The sequence below is a fragment of the Streptomyces sp. E2N166 genome (assembly GCF_003671715.1).
GTDB lineage: Bacteria > Actinomycetota > Actinomycetes > Streptomycetales > Streptomycetaceae > Streptomyces > Streptomyces thinghirensis.
Map to the genome: position 1 here is coordinate 1084499 of NZ_RAIF01000006.1, position 20335 is coordinate 1104833.

A 20335-nucleotide genomic window follows, 5' to 3' on the forward strand; every position below is an offset into this window, starting at 1 on the left:
CCAGGCATTTCTCGGAACTGACTGGCTCATGCGATGCGACAGCAGACTTACCCCTCGCAGATGCGGAAGTATGATCGACGCAACGGAGAGCCCGCCGTGCGCCCGGCCGCCCAGCCCGGCCGCGGAGCCCGTCGGACTCCTGCCCAGACGCCGAGGGAGTCGCCCGTGATGACCCGTTCCGTGTGCAGGACCCGCCGCATCCGCCGGAGCCTGCGGGTGAGCGGTGCGGGAGCCGCCGCGCTGCTCGCCCTGAGCGCGTGCTCGTCGTCCTCCGGCTCGGACGCGGACTCGGACTCCGCGGGTTCCTCGTCGTCCTCCTCGCCGGAGGTCTCCGGCCAGGTCACCGTCTTCGCCGCCGCCTCACTCAAGGAGAGCTTCACGACGCTCGGTGAGCAGTTCGAGAAGCAGCACCCGGGCACCGAGGTCACCTTCAACTTCGCCGGCAGCGACACCCTCGCCGCCAGTGTCACCGGCGGCGCCCCGGCGGACGTGTTCGCCTCCGCCAGCCCCGGGACGATGGCCACCGTCACCGACGCCGGGGCCACGGATGGCGCGCCGTCCACCTTCGTGCGCAACCAACTGGAGATCGCCACCCTCCCGGGCAACCCCGACAAGATCACGTCCTTGAGGGACCTCACGGGCTCCGGGCTCAAGGTCGTGCTGTGCGACAAGTCGGTGCCATGTGGCGGCGCGGCACAGAAGGCGCTGGAGGCCGGCGGCCTCCGGCTCACCCCGGTCTCGTACGAGCAGGACGTCAAGGCCGCCCTGACCAAGGTCGAGCTGAAGGAGGCCGACGCCGCCGTCGTCTACAAGACCGACGTGAAGGCGGCCGGCGGCAAGGTGACCGGCGTGGACTTCCCCGAGTCGGCCAAGGCCGTCAACGACTACCCGATCACGCTTCTCAAGGAGGCTCCCAACGCCGAAGCGGGCAAGGCCTTCATCGAGCTGGTGAAGTCCGCCGAGGGGCAGCGGGTGCTGACCGCGGCCGGGTTCCGCACGCCATGAGGAAACCCGGCGTGCCCAGGACCGGCGCCCGCATGGTGCCGGTCCCCCTGCTGGTACCCGCCCTCGTCGGCCTGGCGTTCCTGCTGCTGCCCCTGATCGCCCTGCTGGTACGGGCACCGTGGCGCGACCTGCCCGGCCAGCTGGCCAGCCCGGAGGTGTGGCAGGCCCTGCGGCTGTCGCTGCTGTGCGCCACGTCGGCGACCGCGTTGAGCCTGGTCGTCGGCGTGCCACTGGCCTGGCTGCTGGCGCGCACGGAGTTCCCCGGCCGCGGTTTCGTCCGCGCGCTGGTGACCCTGCCACTCGTACTCCCCCCGGTGGTGGGCGGTGTGGCGCTCCTGCTGGCGTTCGGGCGCAACGGCGTCATCGGGCAGTGGCTGGACGCGTGGTTCGGGATCACGCTGCCGTTCACGACGACGGGTGTCATCCTCGCGGAGACATTCGTGGCGATGCCGTTCCTGGTCATCAGCGTGGAGGGCACCCTGCGCGCCGCCGACCCGCGCTTCGAGGAGGCCGCCACGACGCTGGGCGCCTCTCGCTTCACCGCGTTCCGCCGGGTCACGCTGCCGCTGATCGCGCCGGGCATCGCGGCGGGCGCCGTCCTGGCCTGGGCGCGGGCGCTGGGCGAGTTCGGGGCGACGATCACGTTCGCGGGCAACTTCCCGGGCCGCACCCAGACCATGCCGCTGGCGGTCTATCTCGCCCTGCAGAACGACCCGGCGGCGGCGATCGCCCTCAGCCTGGTGCTGCTGGCCGTCTCCATCGCCGTACTGGCCGGCCTCCGGGACCGCTGGATGAGGGCATCATGACCGGCTTGGGCGAGGCGTCCGACCGGCCGGACGGGGACGACACGACCGACACCGACGAACCGACCACCGCCGTGGACTCCACCGGCGGCCACGCGCCCGACGGCGGCCTCGACACCCGGCTCGTCGTGGACCGCGGCACGTTCCATCTGGACGTCGCGCTGACCGCCGCGCCCGGCGACGTCGTCGCCCTGCTGGGCCCCAACGGCGCCGGCAAGACCACCGCCCTGCGCGCGCTCGCCGGCCTCGTCCCGCTCGCCGACGGCCACCTGCGCCTCGACGGTGTCGCCCTGGACCGTACGCCGCCCGAGGCCCGCCCGGTCGGCGTGGTCTTCCAGGACTACCTGCTCTTCCCGCACCTCACCGCGCTCGACAACGTCGCGTTCGGTCCGCGCTGCCGGGGCGCGGGCAAGGCCGAGGCCCGGGCGCGGGCCACCGCCTGGCTGGACCGCATGGGCCTCGCCGACCACGCGGGCGCCAAGCCGCGCCGCCTGTCCGGCGGTCAGGCCCAGCGCGTCGCACTCGCCCGCGCCCTGGCCACCAACCCCCGGCTGCTGCTCCTGGACGAGCCCCTCGCGGCGCTGGACGCCCGCACGCGGCTGGAGGTGCGGGCGCAGCTCCGCCGCCATCTCGCCGACTTCGAGGCCGTGGCCGTGCTGGTCACGCACGACCCCCTGGACGCCATGGTGCTGGCCGACCGGCTGGTGGTGGTCGAGAACGGCAGGGTCGTCCAGGAGGGCGGCCCCGCCGACATCGCCCGCCGGCCGCGCACGGACTACATCGCGCAGTTGGTCGGCCTGAACCTCTACCGCGGGCGGGCCGACGGCCACACGGTCCGCCTCGACGCCGGTCCGGCCATCACCACCACCGAAGACCTCTCCGGTCCGGTCTTCGTGGCGTTCCCGCCGGGCGCCGTGACGCTGTACGCGGAGCGCCCCACGGGCTCCAGCGCCCGGAACCTGTGGCACTGCGAGGTCGCCGGACTGGAGACCCACGGTGACCAGATCCGTGTGGACCTCACCGGCGAACTCCCGCTCGCCGCCGACCTCACCACGGTGGCGGCGGCCGAGCTCGGCCTCCACCCGGGCGCACCGGTGTGGGCGACGGTCAAGGCGACGCAGACACACGCATACCCGGCATAGCGCCCCGATCGGGCTACGGTGCCCTCATGAGCCTGAGCATCCGCAACCAGCTCCCCGGCACCGTCACCGCCGTCAACCCGGGCGAGGCCATGGCGACGGTCAGGATCCGCCTCTCGGGCGGCCAGGACCTCACCGCGGCGATCACCCGGGAGGCCGCCGACGACCTCTCCCTCACCGCCGGGACCGAGGTCCGCGCCCTGGTGAAGGCCACGGAGGTGTCCGTGGCGACCGGCCGCGTCGAGGGCCTGTCCATCCGCAACCGGCTGGCCGGTACGGTCACCGCCCTCACCACCGGCGACGCCATGGCCTCCGTCCGGGTCGCCGTCGAGGGCGCCGAGCTGACCGCCGCGGTCACCCGGGAGGCCGCCGACGACCTGGGGCTGTCCGTCGGCGTTCCCGTCGTCGCGCTGGTCAAGTCGACGGAGGTGTCGCTGGCCACCGCGTGACTCACGGCGAGAGGCTCCGTGCAGGGCCGTCCCGGGCCCTGCACGGAGCCTCTCTCCCGTGCCGGCGGCTCAGTCCTCGTAGGCGTCCAGCGGCGGGCAGGAACAGACCAGGTTCCGGTCACCGAAGGCCTGGTCGACACGGCGCACCGGCGGCCAGTACTTCTCGGCGGCGGACACCCCGGCCGGGAAGACGGCCTCCTCGCGCGTGTACGCGTGGTCCCACTCACCGGCCAGCGCACCGGCGGTGTGCGGCGCGCCCCGCAGCGGGTTGTCGTCCGCGGACCAGGCGCCGGAGCCGACCTTCTCGATCTCCGCGCGGATGGCGATCATCGCCTCGCAGAACCGGTCCAGCTCGGCCAGGTCCTCGGACTCGGTCGGCTCGATCATCAGCGTGCCGGCCACCGGGAACGACATCGTCGGTGCGTGGAAGCCGTAGTCGATCAGCCGCTTGGCGACGTCGTCGACGCTCACGCCGGTCGCCTTGGTCAGCGGTCGCAGGTCGATGATGCACTCGTGCGCGACCAGCCCGCCGGGGCCGTTGTACAGCACCGGGAAGTGCGGCTCCAGGCGCTTGGCGATGTAGTTGGCGGAGAGCACCGCCACCTGCGTGGCGCGCTTGAGGCCCTCGCCGCCCATCAGCCGGACGTACGACCACGAGATCGGCAGGATGCCCGCCGAGCCCCACGGCGCCGCCGAGATCGGGCCGACGCCCGTCTGCGGACCGGCCGCGGGCTGCATCGGGTGGTTGGGCAGGTACGGCGCCAGGTGCGACCGTACGGCCACGGGGCCGACGCCGGGACCGCCGCCGCCGTGCGGGATGCAGAAGGTCTTGTGCAGGTTCAGGTGCGAGACGTCGCCACCGAAGTGACCGGGCTTGGCGAGGCCCACCAGGGCGTTGAGGTTCGCGCCGTCCACGTAGACCTGGCCGCCGGCGTCGTGCACCCGGGCGCAGATGTCGGCGACGTGCTCCTCGAAGACGCCGTGCGTGGAGGGGTAGGTGATCATCAGCACGGACAGCTCGTCGCGGTGCTTCTCGATCTTGGCGCGCAGGTCCTCGACGTCGATCTCGCCGTCCTCGGCGGTCTTGACGACGACGACCTTCATGCCGGCCATGACGGCGCTCGCGGCATTGGTGCCGTGCGCGGAGGACGGGATGAGGCAGACGGTGCGCTGGTCGTCGCCGTTGGCGCGGTGGTAGGCGCGTACGGCGAGCAGACCGGCGAACTCGCCCTGCGACCCGGCGTTCGGCTGGAGCGAGACCTTGTCGTACCCGGTGACCTCGGCGAGCCGCTCCTCCAGCTCCCGGATGAGGGTGAGGTAGCCCTGCGCCTGCTCGGCGGGCGCGAAGGGGTGCAGCTGCCCGAACTCGGACCAGGTGACCGGCTCCATCTCGGTGGTCGCGTTGAGCTTCATGGTGCAGGAGCCCAGCGGGATCATGCCGCGGTCCAGCGCGTAGTCGCGGTCGGCGAGGCGGCGCAGGTAGCGCAGCATCGCGGTCTCGGAACGGTGCTGGTGGAAGACGGGGTGGGTGAGGAAGTCGTCGGTGCGCAGCAGCGCCTCGGGGAGCGTCTCCTCGGTCGCCGCGTCCAGCGCCTCGATGTCGCCCTCGACGCCGAAGGCGTTCCACACGCCGCCGACCTGGGCGCGCGTGGTCGTCTCGTCGCAGGCGAACGACAGGTGGTCGGCGTCGACGAGCCGCAGGTTGATGCCGTTCCCGCGGGCGGCGTGGACGATCGCGTCGGCCCGGCCGGGCACCCGCACGGTGACCGTGTCGAAGTAGGCGCCGTGCACGACCTCGACGCCACCGGCCGCGAGACCCGCGGCGGTGATCGAGGCGTACCGGTGGGTGCGGCGCGCGATGGCCCGCAGCCCCTCGGGCCCGTGGTACACGGCGTACATGCCGGCCATCACGGCGAGCAGCACCTGCGCGGTGCAGATGTTGCTGGTGGCCTTCTCGCGGCGGATGTGCTGCTCGCGGGTCTGCAGGGCGAGGCGGTAGGCCTTGTTGCCGTCGGCGTCCACGGAGACGCCGACCAGGCGGCCGGGCAGGCTGCGGGCGAACTTCTCGTGCACCGCCATGTAGCCGGCGTGCGGCCCGCCGAAGCCCATCGGCACACCGAAGCGCTGCGTCGTGCCGATGGCGATGTCGGCGCCCAGCTCGCCGGGCGAGGTGAGCAGCGTGAGGGCGAGCAGGTCGGCGGCGACGGTGACCAGGGCGCCGAGTTCGTGCGCCCGGTCGATCACCGGCTTGATGTCGCGTACGGCACCGGAGGCGCCGGGGTACTGGATCAGGACGCCGTTGATCTCCCGCTCGGCGACCTCGGCCGGGATGCCGTCGCTCAGGTCGGCGACGACGACCTCGACGCCGGTCGGCTCCGCGCGGGTCTGGATCACGGCGATGGTCTGCGGCAGGGCGTCCGCGTCGACCAGGAAGAGGCCCTTCTTGTTCTTGCCCATGCGCCGGGAGAGGGCCATCGCCTCGGCGGCCGCGGTGCCCTCGTCGAGCAGCGAGGCGCCGGAGGTGGGCAGGCCGGTGAGCTCCGCGACCATCGTCTGGAAGTTCAGCAGGGCCTCGAGACGGCCCTGGGAGATCTCCGGCTGGTACGGCGTGTACGCGGTGTACCAGGCCGGGTTCTCCATGACGTTGCGCAGGATGACCGGCGGGGTGAAGGTGCCGTAGTAGCCGAGGCCGATCATGGAGTCGAGGACCTGGTTGCGGTCGGCCAGGGAGCGCAGTTCGGCCAGCACCTCGGCCTCGGAGCGCGCACCGGGCAGGTCCAGCGCGTCTGCGTTCTTGATCACATCCGGCACCGCGGCGGCCGTCAGCTCGTCGAGCGAACCGTAACCGACCTGCGCGAGCATCTTGGCCCGAGCCTCGTGATCGGGGCCGATGTGGCGCTGCTCGAACGGCATTGCCTGTTCGAGTTCGGAGAGCGGGGTGCGATGGGCGGTCATTGCGGAGGCCTCCTGGTCTGACGACCTTCGAGGGGCACCACGGCGCGGGTACCCGTACGGCCTCCCCCTCTGTCATCTCGACCTGAGAGCTTCACCGGGCGGGCCCGAGGGCGCTCCCGGCTTTCACCGTCGGTGAGAGCGGAAGCCGTCGACACCCGCCCTGCTTTCCAGAGTGACCTCGTCCGTGCGGTACGTGAGCCTGAGAGATTCCGGGGAGGATTTGCTCCTTCGGCGCCTCCGATGATGTCCGGAGGACTCTCCCGCACGGGGTCAGCAGCCGTTTGCCAGCGTACCAGCGAGGCCGACGCACGAACCTTCGAGTGGCCGACCGGCCAAATGTACTCTTTTGTAGTACTACGGATGATTTCGGCGGCTGGTGGGTCGGCTGGTGCGCGACCCCAGTGCGACCAAGTGGAGGGCCCGTGCGTACCGACATCGACCCGCGCAACCTGATCGGCCGCAAGGCGTTCGACCGCAACGGCACCCGGATCGGCACCGTCGACGAGGTCTATCTCGACGACGCCACCGGCGTCCCCGAGTGGGCGGCCATACGCACCGGCCTGTTCAGCCGGGACGCCTTCGTGCCCCTGGAGCCGAGCGAGCTGCTCGACGGCACCTTGCGCGTGCCCTTCGACCGGGCCCTGATCAAAGAGGCCCCCGACTTCGGCGTCGGCCGCCACCTCTCGCCGGAACAGGAACTCCAGCTCTACCACCACTACGGTCTCGACGTAGCCGCTCCTCCCCCGCTCCCCGACCGCGACTTCGGCAAGCTGGCGGGCCAGGGCAAGGAAGAGGGCTGACGCCGTCTGCTTCCTGCGACCCGATCCGCCGGGCAGGGCGAGGTCCTAGCCGGAGGCCTGACGCGCCGACCCCGCCGGGCCGGTCCCCGCGTCGGTCTCCCCGCCGAGGTCCGGGCCGGCCTCCGTGGTCGCCGGCCCGCCCTCCCCGGGTCTTCGCGGCACGGCCGGGACCAGCGGCAGCGGTTCCGCCGGCGCCAGATGCGGGTCGTCCACCGGGAAGGTCCGCACCCGGCCGGGCTCCGAGTACGGCGTCTCGAAACGCACGGTCACCCGCCCCAGCCCGCTGCCCTGCACCCACCCGTGTCCGTACTCCACGTGGCGTACGTCGTGCCCCGACGGCCACCGGCGCTCGGGGGCGGGGGCCGGCCGGTCCTCCCGCACGGGCTCGGCGTCGGGCTCCTCGGCGACTTCCTGGACACGCTCCCCCGCCGCCTGTGCGAACAGGTCCTCCTGCGTGTAGTCGGCGAGCCCGCTGACGCCGACCCCGAGCAGCCGCACGCCGCCGGTGGTGTCCACGGAGTCCAGCAGCCGGGCCGCGGCCTCCCGCACCACCCCCGGGTCGTCCGTGGGCCCGCGCAGCGTCTCGGAGCGCGTCAGCGTGGAGAAGTCGTACCTGCGCACCTTGAGCACGATGGTCCGCCCGGACAGCCCGGAGCCGCGCAGCCGCCGCACGCACCGGTCGGCCAGCCGCCCCACCTCCACGCCGACCCGCACCCGGTCGTGGATGTCCACGTCGTAGGTGTCCTCGACCGACACCGACTTGGTCTCCCGTTCGGCCACCACGGGTCGCTCGTCGAGGGCCAGGGCCATGGCGTACAGGGCATGCCCGTGCGCCTTGCCCAGCAGCCGTACGAGCTCGTCCTCGCCCGCCTCGGCGATGTCGCCCACCGTGGTGATCCCGGCCCGCCGCAGATGGTCTCCCGTGGCCGGTCCCACGCCGGGCAGCGTCCGCACGGTCATCGGCTCCAGCATGGTCCGCTCCGTCCCCGGCGGGATCAGGACCAGCCCGTCGGGTTTGGCCTCCTCCGACGCGATCTTGGCGAGCATCTTGGAGGCTGCCAGCCCCACGGAACCGGTGAGGCCGGTGACGGCGCGGATGTCCGTGCGCAGCTTCGTGCCGGCCAGCCGCGCCGACTCCGCGTCCCAGGCCGCCCCGCCGGCCTCCAGATCCACGAAGGCCTCGTCCAGGCTCAGCGGCTCCACCAGCGGCGACAGCCCGCGCAGCAACCGCATCACCTGCTCGCTGATCGACCGGTAGAGCTCGAAGCGCGGGACCAGGTACGCGGCGTTGGGTGCCAGCCGCCGGGCCTGGCCCATGGGCATCGCCGAGTGGACGCCGAAGACCCGCGCCTCGTACGAGCAGGTGGCGACCACACCCCGTGGTCCGAGGCCGCCCACCACGACGGCCTTCCCGCGCAGGCTCGGCTTGGACGCCTGCTCCACCGAGGCGAAGAAGGCATCCATGTCGAGATGCAGGATCGTGGGCGCGGTTCTCACATCTCCGATGCTGCCCTACGCCACTGACAAAGCCCCGTCCCAGCAGGGGGTGCGCCGGGTTCGGCGGTGTTCAGACCGCCCGGTTGCGCCGCCGCGCCAGCTCGTCCGCCGGATTGTGTCCGACCAGGGTCTCCCCCGTGTCGATCCGCTCCCCGTGCAGCTGCGACAGCGCGCCCTCCACATCCCGCCAGACCACGCCGACGGCGATCCCGAAGATGCCCTGACCGCCCTGGAGCAGGGCGTGCACCTCGTCGGGCGAGGTGCACTCGTAGACCGTGGCCCCGTCACTCATCAGTGTCATCCGCTCCAGGTCACGAAAACCGCGCTCCCTGAGATGCTGGACGGCGGTGCGGATGTTCTGCAGTGACACACCGGTGTCGAGGAAGCGCTTGACGATCTTCAGCACGACCACGTCGCGGAAGCTGTACAGACGCTGCGTCCCGGAACCGTGCGCGGGTCTCACACTGGGCTCGACGAGGCCCGTACGAGCCCAGTAGTCGAGCTGCCGGTAGGTGATACCGGCGGCCGCGCAGGCCGTCGGTCCGCGGTAGCCGATCTGCTCGGACGTCATGGACGTCGCCCCTCCGCTGCTCGGGACGGCAGCCGGTCGCTGCGGAACAGGGTCGGCCGCCACACCGTGCTGGGGATGCCCCCCGCCGGCGCGGAGCCGAGAGCTCGTGGGAGGGTACGGACCGCTTGCCCCGAGGCTCTGCCCGGGGCCACCCCCAGCCGTACCGTCGCCGCTGATTCTCACGCCGACCTCCGTCCTTGACCTGCCTCCTCGACGGTAGGCAGTCACCAAGGGTGCGTCAACGATCGCCACACTCGGCACGCCGAGTGATAATCACCCTACGAGTGGTTTCGCGTGCCCAACCGCGGGGAAAGGCTAGCCGAATGTGCCCGGAAAGGGGCCGCGCGGCACCCTGGATCGCTCGGGTCCCCGCGCCTCACTGGTTACTGGTCCCGAAGTCCTCCGGCGAGATCTGGTCGAGGAACTCGCGGAACTTCTCCACCTCGTCCTCCTGCTCGTCCGGGATGGCGATGCCCGCGTCGTCGAGCACCGTGTCGCTGCCGTAGATCGGCGTTCCGGTGCGCAGAGCCAGCGCTATGGCGTCGGACGGCCGCGCACTCACCTCGACGCCGCTCGCGAAGACCAGCTCGGCGTAGAAGACCCCGTCACGCAGGTCCGTGATGCGTACTTCCGTGAGCTCCTGGCCGACGGCTTCCAGTACGTCCTTGAACAGGTCGTGCGTCAGCGGCCGTGCGGGAGCCATGCCCTGCTGGGCGAAGGCGATCGCCGTCGCCTCCCCCGGCCCGATCCAGATGGGGAGGTAACGGTCGCCCCCCACCTCGCGCAGCAGCACGATCGGTTGGTTGGAGGGCATCTCTACCCGGACACCTACGACATCGAGCTCGTTCACACAGCAACCCTAGGCCGTGCCCGGGACATTTGGGTAGTCGGGCCGGGGTCGGGGTGGGCGTTCGGGGCTCCGAGCACGCCCGTTTCAGGGCAGCCGCACGCCGAGGGCGGTCTGCACCAACGCCGCGTGCAGCCTCACCGCCAGCCCCGCCAGCTCCTTGGTGCGGGCTTCCGCGTGTGCCCTGGTCTGGGGGTTGCGGTGACGCCTCAACGGGGCCACCACCTGGTCCACGAGCCCGGCCTCCCGGTCGGCGGCGGCCTTCATCACCCGCAGGTGCCGCGGTTCGATACCGAACCGCCCCAGCTCCACCACCAGTGAGGCCACGGTGACCGCCTCGGCGTCGTACGCTCCGTCCGGCAACGGAGCGAGGAGCCCGTACGACTCCCACTCCTTCAGCTCCTGGTCGCCGATCCGGGCCGCGGCGAGCAGCTCGTCCCGCCCGATCCGGGCCGCCGTGGGGCCCTCGGAGGGCTCCGGTACGGCCTCCCCGCCCCGCTGCCGGCCCAGCGTCGGCAACGGCACGGCCTCGCCGCGTTCCATCGCGTCCAGGTGCTCGCGGATCACCTTCAGCGGCAGATAGTGGTCCCGTTGCATGCGCAGCACCTGGCCGAGGCGCTCGACGTCGTGTGCGCTGAACTTGCGGTACCCGGCCGGGGTCCGCCGCGGCTCGACGAGGCCTTCCGACTCCAGAAACCGGATCTTGGAGATGGTGACGTCGGGGAACTCGTCGCGCAGCGCGTTCAGCACAGCGCCGATGCTCATCAGCCCACTGTCCGTGGCGGCGGTGCCGTGCCCGGCACCGCCGCTCGGTGTTTGAAGCATGGACCTTCCCTGGAGGTTCCCCGGGCGGTGCCCGGGGGCGGGTCAGTAACCCCGCTGGCTCGCGTAGAAGACCAGCCGGTACTTGCCGATCTGCACCTCGTCCCCGTTCGACAGGGCGACCTGGTCGATGCGCTCGCGGTTGACGTACGTGCCGTTCAGGCTGCCGACGTCGGCCACCGTGAACGATCCGTCCGGACTGCGGCGGAACTCCACGTGCCGGCGCGAGACCGTCACGTCGTCCAGGAAGATGTCGCTCTGCGGATGACGCCCGGCGGTGGTCAGCTCACCGTCCAGCAGGAAACGGCTGCCGGAGTTCGGACCGCGGCGTACCACCAGGAGCGCCGAACCGAGCGGCAGCGCGTCGACCGCCGCCTGCGCCTCGGGAGAGAGCGCCGGCATCGCCGTCTGGCCGGTGACCTCGGCGTCGTACGCCTCCAGGCCGGAGATGGAGATCGTGGAGGTCGTCTCGGACGCACGCTCCGGAACCGCCCCGGCACGCAGCGGCGCGCCGCAGTTGGAGCAGAAGCGGCTGTTCTCCGCGTTGCGGTTACCGCACCTCGTGCACACCAGGGCCGACATGGACGGATCCTCCTGCCGAGGCTGCCCCGCCGGGGCATTCGACGCGTACGGACCGGGGGCAAACCCTCCACCCGTAGTTGACGGTTGCCCGAAACCTATGTCGCCGGACTGCGCAGGGTCAACAGACGGCGCGCCCTGACCACCGGAAATGCCACCGCCCGGACCAGCCACCTGGTCCCGGAACATCGGGCGCCCGCCCTCCGCATCAGGCTGCGCCCGATGGCGAGCGGTCGCGTTCTCGCGACCCTCTCGCGCGCTCTTGCCGAACAACTTCGCAAACAACTTCACGGGCGATTCCCCTTGACCGAAACAGACCCGCCCGTGGGGCAGGACGAACCCTGACTGACCGTACTGACCGACCCGGACACCTTCACAACGTCCGTCTCCACCAGACAGTTTCCACCACGCACCACCCAATCGGTGCGCCGACCCCCCGCAACCTCATGCCCTCGCCGGTCGCCCCCCATGCACCACCGGTTCACTGGGAGGACGACCGAGCGTAGTCAGGCCGCTTCACCGCTCGCAAGGCGTCCACGACGATCTTGCTCGACCGCTCAACGGTAACGGTGGCCTGTTCCTTCTCCAGAGTCTGCACGACACCTCCAGGAATGTTGAGAGCCGGTTCGAGGTCCTGCGGCTTGCCGATGACCTGGAAACGATAGGGCGCTTTGATCTTGTTCCCGTCGACGCTCACGGTCTCGTCGGAGTCCGCGAGGTACGTGCCGGCGACCACCCGTACGCCGTTCACCTGGATCGCCTCCGCGCCCGCCGCGCGCAGCTCCTGTATCGCGTCGAGCAGCATGTCCGCCTCGACCGCCCCCTTCGTGTCCTCGATCGTCACCGTGATGCCGGGCCCCTGCGCGGCCACGGTGCCCGCGAGAACGCCGAGTTGCCGCTCCTTCTCGAGCGTCTGCTTGCGGGCCTCTTCTGCCTGGTCGGAGCTGTTCTCCAGCTCGTCGCGCTGCTTCTCGAGGCCCTGCTTCTCGTCTTCAAGACGCTGAGTGCGGTCGTCCAGTTCATCGAGGATGCGGACCAGATCCTCCTGCCGGGCGCCGCGCAGCGCGTCGTCGCTGTCGCTGTTCGACGCCACCTGGACCGCCAGGCCGAAACCGAGACCGAACAGGAGGAGGGCGACGATGAGTTGGGCCCGGGTGAGGCGCGGCGGCCAAAGCCCCTTGAAGAGCCGCTGCCTACCGGTCAGTCCCGGCGCCGGATCGGACCGCCGCTCCGGTTGCTCCTCGGCCGCTGCGTCGGCGGCCGGGGCCTTGACCGCCCGGGGCTCCGCCGGCGGCGCCGGTGGCACCTCGTCCGGCAGCTCCTTGCGCAGCCTGTCAGCGCTCTGCTCGTCGTGGTCGCTCATCGGCCTCACGCCCGGAAGACGTGGCGTCGGATCGCCGCTGCGTTGGAGAAGATCCGGATACCGAGCACGACCACCACGCCGGTGGACAGCTGGGCCCCGACGCCCAACTTGTCGCCCAGGAACACGATCAGTGCGGCCACGACCACGTTCGACAGGAAGGACACCACGAAGACCTTGTCGTCGAAGATGCCGTCGAGCATGGCCCGCAGACCACCGAAGACGGCGTCGAGCGCCGCCACGACGGCGATCGGCAGATAAGGCTCGACGGCCGCCGGCACCTCGGGCCGGACCAACAGGCCGGCCACGACTCCCACGACGAGGCCCAGTACGGCGATCACGATGTGCCCTTCTCGGTTATCGGCTGTGCTGTACGTACGATCACGCTCGTCGCGGCCGGGAGCTCGAGGTCGTCCGCGACGGAGATGGCGGTCCGGATGCCGTAGTTCTCCTGGAGGGCGTGCAGGTACAGCCCGTCGACACTGTCCTGGAACCTGGCGCTGAGCCCCTCGCCGTCCCCCACCGCGAGCACCTTGTACGGCGGCACCAGCGGCCTGTTGTCGACCAGTATCGCGTCCCCCGCGGCCCTGATCGCGGACAGCGCTGTCAGCCGCTGCCCGTTGATGGAGATCGCCTCGGCCCCCGACTCCCACAGACCGTTGACCACACGCTGCATGTCCCGGTCCCGAACCCTGCCCGTGTCGGAGAACCCGGAGGTGCCGCGCGGCTGCCCGTCACCGCCCGTGCCGGTGCTCCTGGCGTCGTTCACCACGAGCTTCACACCCGGGCCGTGCACCTCGACCGCGCCCGACAGGACGCCCAACAGGTCGGAGCGGTCACTGTCGCCGTTCTTCTCGAGTGCCTCGCGCTGCCGCGCGCTCACGTCCTGACGCAGCTTGTCGACGCTCTCCTCGAGCTTGTCGGCCGTCGAGGTCTCGCCCTCGATGCGGTCGATGAGCTCTTCGCGCTCCTTGGCGACGGCCGGAGCCGCGACTCGCGCCTGGGCCGCACCGACCGTGACGACCAGGGCGGCCATCACAAGCCCGGCGGCCAGTCCGAGCTTGGCGCGAAGGGTCTTGGGCATTCCGCCGGTGCCCTCGGCCTTCTTCCGCGCGGCGGCCTCGGCGTATCCGTCGTCGAGGCTGTGGTCCATGACGTTGGTGAGCAAGGACATGGACGCGTCCGGGCGCGCGGGCCGCGTGAATGTGCTCCGAACGGGGGGTTGCTGCGGCATGCCGCACATCGTCGCACGCCACGGCCGCTACCTCCGAATGGCCCCACCGGCGTGCCGGACAGGCCCCCTTGGGGACACTTGTCCGGCACGCACGAGTGCGACGATTCCCTAACGGCCCGCGCTGTCCACCACCGCGGACCACTCGTCGAGCAGCGCCTGCGCGGACGCGTCGTCGGGGCCCTCGGCCCACAGATGGGTGACCGCCTCGGCCGGGTCGGGCAGCACCATCACCCAGCGTCCGTCGGTCTCCACCACACGCACGCCGTCCGTGGTGTCCACGAAGCGGTCTCCGGCCGCCTCGACGACCCGCCGCATGACCAGGCCCTTGACCGCCCACGGAGTCGCCAGATCACGCTTCAGGACATGCGCCCGCGGGATCCGCGCGTCGATCTGGCTCAGCGTGAGCTGCGTCCGCGCCACCAGTCCGATCAGCCGCACGAACGCGGCCGTACCGTCGTAGACGCTGCTGAACTCCGGGACGATGAAGCCGCCCTTGCCGTCACCGCCGAAGATCGCGCCTTCCTCACCGCCGACCCGCGTCAGGTCGTCGGGCGAGGTGGTCGTCCACTCGACCTGGGTACCGTGGTAGGCCGCCACCTGCTCGGCGATCCTGGTGGTCGTCACCGGCAGTGCGACGCGGCCACTGCGCCGCTCGGCCGCGATCAGGTCGAGCATCACCAGCAGCGCACGGTCGTCCTCGATGATGCGGCCCTTCTCGTCGACGAGCGACAGCCGCTCACCGACCGGGTCGAAGCGCACACCGAACGCGGCCCGGGAGGACGCCACGATCTCCCCGAGGCGCACCAGCCCCGACCGCCGCATGTCGGCCGACTCGGTCGGCCTGGACTCGTCGAGACCTGGGTTGATGGTCAGCGAGTCGACACCCAGCTTCCCGAGCAGGCTGGGCAGTACCAGTCCCGAGCTGCCGTTGGACGCGTCCACGACCACCTTGAGCCCGGATTCGGCGATGCCCGTGATGTCGATGTTCCGCAGCAGCGACCCGGTGTACGAGTCGAACACGCTGGACGGGAAGTGCAGGTCCCCGATCTCTCCCGGGAACGCCCGCCGGTACTCCTGCCGCGCGAACACCCGGTCCAGCTTCCGCTGGCTGCCCTGCGACAGGTCGGCACCCTGTCCGTCGAAGAACATGATGTCGACGGAGTCCGGTACCCCGGGCGTGGTCCGGATCATGATGCCGCCGGCACTGCCCCGCGCGGTCTGCTGCCTCGCCACGGGCAGCGGTACGTTCTCCAGGTCCCGTACGTCGATGGCGCTGGCCTGCAGGGCCGAGATCACCGCCCGCTTCAGCGCGCGGGCACCACGCGAGTGGTCCCGGGCCGTGGTGACGGTGGAGCCCTTCTTCAACGTGGTCGCATAGGCGCCGGCCAGCCGCACCGCCAGTTCCGGCGTGATCTCCACGTTCAGGATGCCGGACACTCCTCGGGCGCCGAAGAGGTGCGCCTGGCCCCGGGACTCCCAGATGACCGAGGTGTTGACGAAGGCACCGGCCTCGATGGTCTTGAACGGGTAGACCCGGACGTTGCCCTGGATGATCGATTCTTCACCGACCAAGCACTCGTCCCCGATGACCGCGCCGTCCTCGATTCGCGCGGCACGCATGATGTCGGTGTTCTTCCCGACGACACAGCCCCGGAGGTTGCTGTGCGGCCCGACGTACACGTTGTCGGCAACTACGGCCTTGTGCAGGAAGGCACCGCTCTTCACGACGACGTTGGAGCCGACGACCGTGTGTTCCCGGATTTCGGCACCGGCCTCGACCTTGGCGTAGTCGCCGATGTAGAGGGGCCCGCGGAGCACGGCGTCGGGATGGACCTCGGCGCCCTCGGCCACCCAGACGCCGGGGGAGATCTCGAAGCCGTCGATGTCGACGTCGACCTTGCGCTCCAGTACGTCGGCCTGGGCCTTCACGTAGCTCTCGTGGGTGCCGACGTCCTCCCAGTAGCCCTCGGCGATGTAGCCGTAGACGGGCTTCCCTTCCTTCATCAGCTGCGGGAAGACGTCACCGGACCAGTCCACGGGCACGTCGGGATCGACGTAGTCGAATACCTCGGGCTCCATGACGTAGATGCCGGTGTTCACGGTGTCCGAGAAGACCTGACCCCAGGTCGGCTTCTCCAGGAACCGCTCGACCTTACCCTCTTCGTCGACGATGGTGATGCCGAATTCCAGGGGGTTGGGCACGCGTGTCAGACACACGGTGACGAGCGCGCCCTTTTCCTTATGGAAATTGATCAGGTCGGTGAGGTCGAAGTCGGTCAGGGCATCGCCGGAAATAACGAGGAACGCATCGTCCTTCAACGCCTCCTCGGCGTTCTTGACGCTTCCGGCGGTACCGAGTGGCTTCTCCTCATTGGCATAGGTGAGCTCCATTCCGAGCTCTTCGCCGTCACCGAAGTAGTTCTTGACCAGCGAGGCCAGGAACTGGACGGTGACGACGGTCTCGTTGAGACCATGCCTTTTGAGCAGCCTCAGAACGTGCTCCATGATCGGCCGGTTGACCACCGGCAGGAGCGGCTTGGGCATGCTTGAGGTCATGGGACGAAGGCGCGTGCCTTCGCCTCCAGCCATCACGACGGCCTTCATGTCGGAAGCGTCCTCCTCTAAGAGACGACGGATTGACCGACTTCACCCGACCAGCGTCCCGCACTTTTGCCGTGGGGGCCATCCGGCCGCTGAGGGCCGCACAATCGGTGAGTTCAGTCGGCCATGGTGTCCGCACGGACCAAACGGCGGACCTGTACCACGTAGAGAACACCTGCCCACCAGTACAGGGTTGTACCCCACCCGGCGAACGCCCATCCGAAAACAGCGGCGAGTGACGCGATCCACCCGCTTCCGTCACTGAGCAACAGCAGTGGGAAGGCGCACATGAGGTTGAAGGTGGCGGCCTTCCCCAGGAAGTTCACCTGCGGCGGGGGATAGCCGTGGCGTCGCAGGATGCCCACCATCACGAGCAGGACCGCTTCCCGGGCAAGCAGTACAAGAGTCAACCAAAGCGGGAGAATCTCACGCCAGGTGAGTCCCACCAGAGTGGAGAGAATGTAGAGCCGGTCGGCGGCGGGGTCCAGGAGGCGACCGAGGCGGCTGATCTGGTTCCAGCGCCGCGCGAGCTTGCCGTCCAGGTAGTCACTGATTCCGCTCAGGGCCAGCACCAACAGCGCCCAGCCGTCACTCTGCGGGCCGCCGAACTCGGGCCGCAGGATCAGCCACAGGAAGAGCGGTACGCCGGCGAGGCGCGCCATGCTGAGGATGTTCGGGATGGTGAGGACCCGGTCGGTCTGCACGCGGGTCTCCTGGACCTCCACGCGGGGGCCTCCTGGGGTGAAAGGGCCAATGGTGCTCCCTGACCTTACCTCAACGCAAAAAAGCTCTGGCTCTCGGGCTGCATGCCCAAGAGCCAGAGCTCTAAGAGGAGTTCGGCGGCGTCCTACTCTCCCACAGGGTCCCCCCTGCAGTACCATCGGCGCTGTAAGGCTTAGCTTCCGGGTTCGAAATGTAACCGGGCGTTTCCCCTACGCTATGACCACCGAAACACTATGAAACAGACAACCAGCACACCCCGTGGCCCGGGGCGGGTTGTTCGTGGTTTCAGAACCAACACAGTGGACGCGAGCAACTGAGGACAAGCCCTCGGCCTATTAGTACCGGTCACCTCCACACCTTGCGGTGCTTCCAGATCCGGCCTATCAACCCAGTCGTCTACTGGGAGCCTTAACCCCTCAAGGGGGTGGGAGTCCTCATCTCGAAGCAGGCTTCCCGCTTAGATGCTTTCAGCGGTTATCCCTCCCGAACGTAGCCAACCAGCCATGCCCTTGGCAGGACAACTGGCACACCAGAGGTTCGTCCGTCCCGGTCCTCTCGTACTAGGGACAGCCCTTCTCAAGACTCCTACGCGCACAGCGGATAGGGACCGAACTGTCTCACGACGTTCTAAACCCAGCTCGCGTACCGCTTTAATGGGCGAACAGCCCAACCCTTGGGACCGACTCCAGCCCCAGGATGCGACGAGCCGACATCGAGGTGCCAAACCATCCCGTCGATATGGACTCTTGGGGAAGATCAGCCTGTTATCCCCGGGGTACCTTTTATCCGTTGAGCGACGGCGCTTCCACAAGCCACCGCCGGATCACTAGTCCCGACTTTCGTCCCTGCTCGACCCGTCGGTCTCACAGTCAAGCTCCCTTGTGCACTTACACTCAACACCTGATTGCCAACCAGGCTGAGGGAACCTTTGGGCGCCTCCGTTACTCTTTAGGAGGCAACCGCCCCAGTTAAACTACCCATCAGACACTGTCCCTGATCCGGATCACGGACCCAGGTTAGACATCCAGCACGACCAGACTGGTATTTCAACGACGACTCCCCCTGAACTGGCGTCCAGAGTTCACAGTCTCCCAGCTATCCTACACAAGCCGAACCGAACACCAATATCAAACTGTAGTAAAGGTCCCGGGGTCTTTCCGTCCTGCTGCGCGAAACGAGCATCTTTACTCGTAGTGCAATTTCACCGGGCCTATGGTTGAGACAGTCGAGAAGTCGTTACGCCATTCGTGCAGGTCGGAACTTACCCGACAAGGAATTTCGCTACCTTAGGATGGTTATAGTTACCACCGCCGTTTACTGGCGCTTAAGTTCTCAGCTTCGCCCCACCGAAATGGAGCTAACCGGTCCCCTTAACGTTCCAGCACCGGGCAGGCGTCAGTCCGTATACATCGCCTTACGGCTTCGCACGGACCTGTGTTTTTAGTAAACAGTCGCTTCTCGCTGGTCTCTGCGGCCACCCCCAGCTCAGAGAGAAAATCTCATCACCAGGAATGGCCCCCCTTCTCCCGAAGTTACGGGGGCATTTTGCCGAGTTCCTTAACCATAGTTCACCCGAACGCCTCGGTATTCTCTACCTGACCACCTGAGTCGGTTTAGGGTACGGGCCGCCATGAAACTCGCTAGAGGCTTTTCTCGACAGCATAGGATCATCCACTTCACCACAATCGGCTCGGCATCAGGTCTCAGCCTAATGTGCGACGGATTTACCTATCGCACGGCCTACACCCTTACCCCGGGACAACCACCGCCCGGGATGGACTACCTTCCTGCGTCACCCCATCACTCACCTACTAACCGCTTGGTTCGGCGGCTCCACCACTTTCCTTTCCCCGAAGGGTCCGGAACGGCTTCACGGCCTTAGCATCACGATGCTCGATGTTTGACGCTTCACAGCGGGTACCGGAATATCAACCGGTTATCCATCGACTACGCCTGTCGGCCTCGCCTTAGGTCCCGACTTACCCTGGGCAGATCAGCTTGACCCAGGAACCCTTAGTCAATCGGCGCAAACGTTTCTCACGTTTGTATCGCTACTCATGCCTGCATTCTCACTCGTGAACCGTCCACAACTCGCTTCCGCGGCTGCTTCACCCGGCACACGACGCTCCCCTACCCATCACAGCCGGCGTTGGCCGTATTGCTGCAATGACACGACTTCGGCGGTACGCTTGAGCCCCGCTACATTGTCGGCGCGGAATCACTAGACCAGTGAGCTATTACGCACTCTTTCAAGGGTGGCTGCTTCTAAGCCAACCTCCTGGTTGTCTGTGCGACTCCACATCCTTTCCCACTTAGCGTACGCTTAGGGGCCTTAGTCGATGCTCTGGGCTGTTTCCCTCTCGACCATGGAGCTTATCCCCCACAGTCTCACTGCCGCGCTCTCACTTACCGGCATTCGGAGTTTGGCTAAGGTCAGTAACCCGGTAGGGCCCATCGCCTATCCAGTGCTCTACCTCCGGCAAGAAACACACGACGCTGCACCTAAATGCATTTCGGGGAGAACCAGCTATCACGGAGTTTGATTGGCCTTTCACCCCTAACCACAGGTCATCCCCCAGGTTTTCAACCCTGGTGGGTTCGGTCCTCCACGAAGTCTTACCTCCGCTTCAACCTGCCCATGGCTAGATCACTCCGCTTCGGGTCTTGAGCGTGCTACTGAATCGCCCTGTTCGGACTCGCTTTCGCTACGGCTTCCCCACCCGGGTTAACCTCGCAACACACCGCAAACTCGCAGGCTCATTCTTCAAAAGGCACGCAGTCACGAGACACCAAGCAAGCTTGATGTCCGACGCTCCCACGGCTTGTAGGCACACGGTTTCAGGTACTATTTCACTCCGCTCCCGCGGTACTTTTCACCATTCCCTCACGGTACTATCCGCTATCGGTCACCAGGGAATATTTAGGCTTAGCGGGTGGTCCCGCCAGATTC

The 20335-nt window shown here is 68.5% G+C and carries 16 protein-coding genes, 2 rRNA genes and 1 riboswitch (1 of these 19 only partly in view); of the genes, 5 read left to right on the forward strand and 13 right to left on the reverse strand.

Translation table 11 applies throughout. From position 1 onward, the window contains the following. Window positions 1-168: 168 nt before the first annotated feature. From modA to EBH09_RS05305, 4 genes are read left to right on the forward strand one after another with little or no spacing between them, the layout of a single operon-like run. Window positions 169-1005 (forward strand): molybdate ABC transporter substrate-binding protein, encoded by an 837-nt coding sequence (gene modA / locus EBH09_RS05290; RefSeq protein ID WP_121745804.1) that lies wholly within the window; start codon window positions 169-171, stop codon window positions 1003-1005. Beyond that, entirely contained in the window at window positions 1002-1811 is an 810-nt protein-coding gene (gene modB, locus EBH09_RS05295; protein ID WP_121745805.1) for a molybdate ABC transporter permease subunit, read from the forward strand. The genes modA and modB overlap by 4 nt, the downstream gene beginning before the upstream one ends. Further along, window positions 1808-2950, forward strand: a complete 1143-nt coding sequence (locus EBH09_RS05300) for an ABC transporter ATP-binding protein (protein WP_121745806.1) — start codon at window positions 1808-1810, stop codon at window positions 2948-2950. The genes modB and EBH09_RS05300 overlap by 4 nt, the downstream gene beginning before the upstream one ends. A gap of 26 nt (window positions 2951-2976) precedes the next feature. Further along, window positions 2977-3396, forward strand: a complete 420-nt coding sequence (locus tag EBH09_RS05305) for a TOBE domain-containing protein (protein ID WP_121745807.1) — start codon at window positions 2977-2979, stop codon at window positions 3394-3396. A 69-nt stretch (window positions 3397-3465) separates the two neighbouring features. Here EBH09_RS05305 and gcvP read toward each other — a convergent pair whose 3' ends face one another. Beyond that, entirely contained in the window at window positions 3466-6351 is a 2886-nt protein-coding gene (gene gcvP, locus EBH09_RS05310; RefSeq protein WP_121745808.1) for an aminomethyl-transferring glycine dehydrogenase, read from the reverse strand. 177 nt (window positions 6352-6528) lie between these two features. Next, window positions 6529-6624: riboswitch (glycine riboswitch) on the reverse strand. Between the two features lie 149 nt (window positions 6625-6773). Between gcvP and EBH09_RS05315 the strand changes: the two genes are divergently transcribed. Further along, window positions 6774-7151: a PRC-barrel domain-containing protein gene (locus tag EBH09_RS05315; protein WP_193776116.1), complete on the forward strand. Its 378-nt coding sequence runs from the start codon at window positions 6774-6776 to the stop codon at window positions 7149-7151. Between the two features lie 45 nt (window positions 7152-7196). Here EBH09_RS05315 and EBH09_RS05320 read toward each other — a convergent pair whose 3' ends face one another. The 12 genes from EBH09_RS05320 to EBH09_RS05375 form a co-directional block, all read right to left on the reverse strand. Beyond that, a complete protein-coding gene (locus EBH09_RS05320) occupies window positions 7197-8648 on the reverse strand; it encodes a DNA polymerase IV (protein WP_238697188.1) in 1452 nt (483 codons plus the stop codon). Window positions 8649-8718: 70 nt separating this feature from the next. Further along, the gene (locus tag EBH09_RS05325) at window positions 8719-9402 is read right to left on the reverse strand and encodes a MerR family transcriptional regulator (RefSeq protein ID WP_193776117.1); all 684 of its coding nucleotides are present in this window, start codon (window positions 9400-9402) and stop codon (window positions 8719-8721) included. A 193-nt stretch (window positions 9403-9595) separates the two neighbouring features. After that, complete coding sequence (locus EBH09_RS05330; RefSeq protein WP_030189411.1) at window positions 9596-10069, reverse strand: bifunctional nuclease family protein; 474 nt, start codon at window positions 10067-10069, stop codon at window positions 9596-9598. Between the two features lie 84 nt (window positions 10070-10153). Further along, complete coding sequence (locus EBH09_RS05335; protein ID WP_121745811.1) at window positions 10154-10891, reverse strand: MerR family transcriptional regulator; 738 nt, start codon at window positions 10889-10891, stop codon at window positions 10154-10156. A gap of 42 nt (window positions 10892-10933) precedes the next feature. After that, window positions 10934-11887: an FHA domain-containing protein gene (locus tag EBH09_RS05340; RefSeq protein ID WP_193776118.1), complete on the reverse strand. Its 954-nt coding sequence runs from the start codon at window positions 11885-11887 to the stop codon at window positions 10934-10936. A gap of 61 nt (window positions 11888-11948) precedes the next feature. Continuing rightward, window positions 11949-12830 (reverse strand): DUF881 domain-containing protein, encoded by an 882-nt coding sequence (locus EBH09_RS05345; protein ID WP_121745813.1) that lies wholly within the window; start codon window positions 12828-12830, stop codon window positions 11949-11951. 5 nt (window positions 12831-12835) lie between these two features. Beyond that, entirely contained in the window at window positions 12836-13168 is a 333-nt protein-coding gene (locus tag EBH09_RS05350) for a small basic family protein (RefSeq protein ID WP_003977440.1), read from the reverse strand. After that, on the reverse strand, window positions 13165-14001 hold the full coding sequence (locus EBH09_RS05355) for a DUF881 domain-containing protein (protein ID WP_238697189.1): 837 nt from the start codon (window positions 13999-14001) through the stop codon (window positions 13165-13167). The genes EBH09_RS05350 and EBH09_RS05355 overlap by 4 nt, the downstream gene beginning before the upstream one ends. 168 nt (window positions 14002-14169) lie before the next feature. Then, window positions 14170-16665, reverse strand: coding sequence for a mannose-1-phosphate guanyltransferase (locus EBH09_RS05360; RefSeq protein WP_121745815.1), 2496 nt, complete (start codon window positions 16663-16665; stop codon window positions 14170-14172). Between the two features lie 113 nt (window positions 16666-16778). After that, window positions 16779-17387, reverse strand: a complete 609-nt coding sequence (locus EBH09_RS05365; RefSeq protein ID WP_121745816.1) for a CDP-alcohol phosphatidyltransferase family protein — start codon at window positions 17385-17387, stop codon at window positions 16779-16781. Between the two features lie 109 nt (window positions 17388-17496). After that, a 5S ribosomal RNA gene (gene rrf / locus EBH09_RS05370) occupies window positions 17497-17613 on the reverse strand. 87 nt (window positions 17614-17700) lie between these two features. Beyond that, a 23S ribosomal RNA gene (locus EBH09_RS05375) occupies window positions 17701-20335 on the reverse strand; it runs 487 nt beyond the window's last position.

Excerpts from the sequence above, each read along its gene's own strand:
- modA (WP_121745804.1), top strand. The coding sequence starts at position 169 with ATGACCCGTTCCGTGTGCAGGACCCGCCGCATCCGCCGGAGCCTGCGG.
- EBH09_RS05305 (WP_121745807.1), top strand. The coding sequence starts at position 2,977 with ATGAGCCTGAGCATCCGCAACCAGCTCCCCGGCACCGTCACCGCCGTC.
- EBH09_RS05300 (WP_121745806.1), top strand. The coding sequence starts at position 1,808 with ATGACCGGCTTGGGCGAGGCGTCCGACCGGCCGGACGGGGACGACACG.
- EBH09_RS05360 (WP_121745815.1), bottom strand. The coding sequence starts at position 16,665 with ATGAAGGCCGTCGTGATGGCTGGAGGCGAAGGCACGCGCCTTCGTCCC.
- modB (WP_121745805.1), top strand. The coding sequence starts at position 1,002 with ATGAGGAAACCCGGCGTGCCCAGGACCGGCGCCCGCATGGTGCCGGTC.
- EBH09_RS05335 (WP_121745811.1), bottom strand. The coding sequence starts at position 10,891 with ATGCTTCAAACACCGAGCGGCGGTGCCGGGCACGGCACCGCCGCCACG.
- gcvP (WP_121745808.1), bottom strand. The coding sequence starts at position 6,351 with ATGACCGCCCATCGCACCCCGCTCTCCGAACTCGAACAGGCAATGCCG.
- EBH09_RS05345 (WP_121745813.1), bottom strand. The coding sequence starts at position 12,830 with ATGAGCGACCACGACGAGCAGAGCGCTGACAGGCTGCGCAAGGAGCTG.
- EBH09_RS05355 (WP_238697189.1), bottom strand. The coding sequence starts at position 14,001 with ATGTCCTTGCTCACCAACGTCATGGACCACAGCCTCGACGACGGATAC.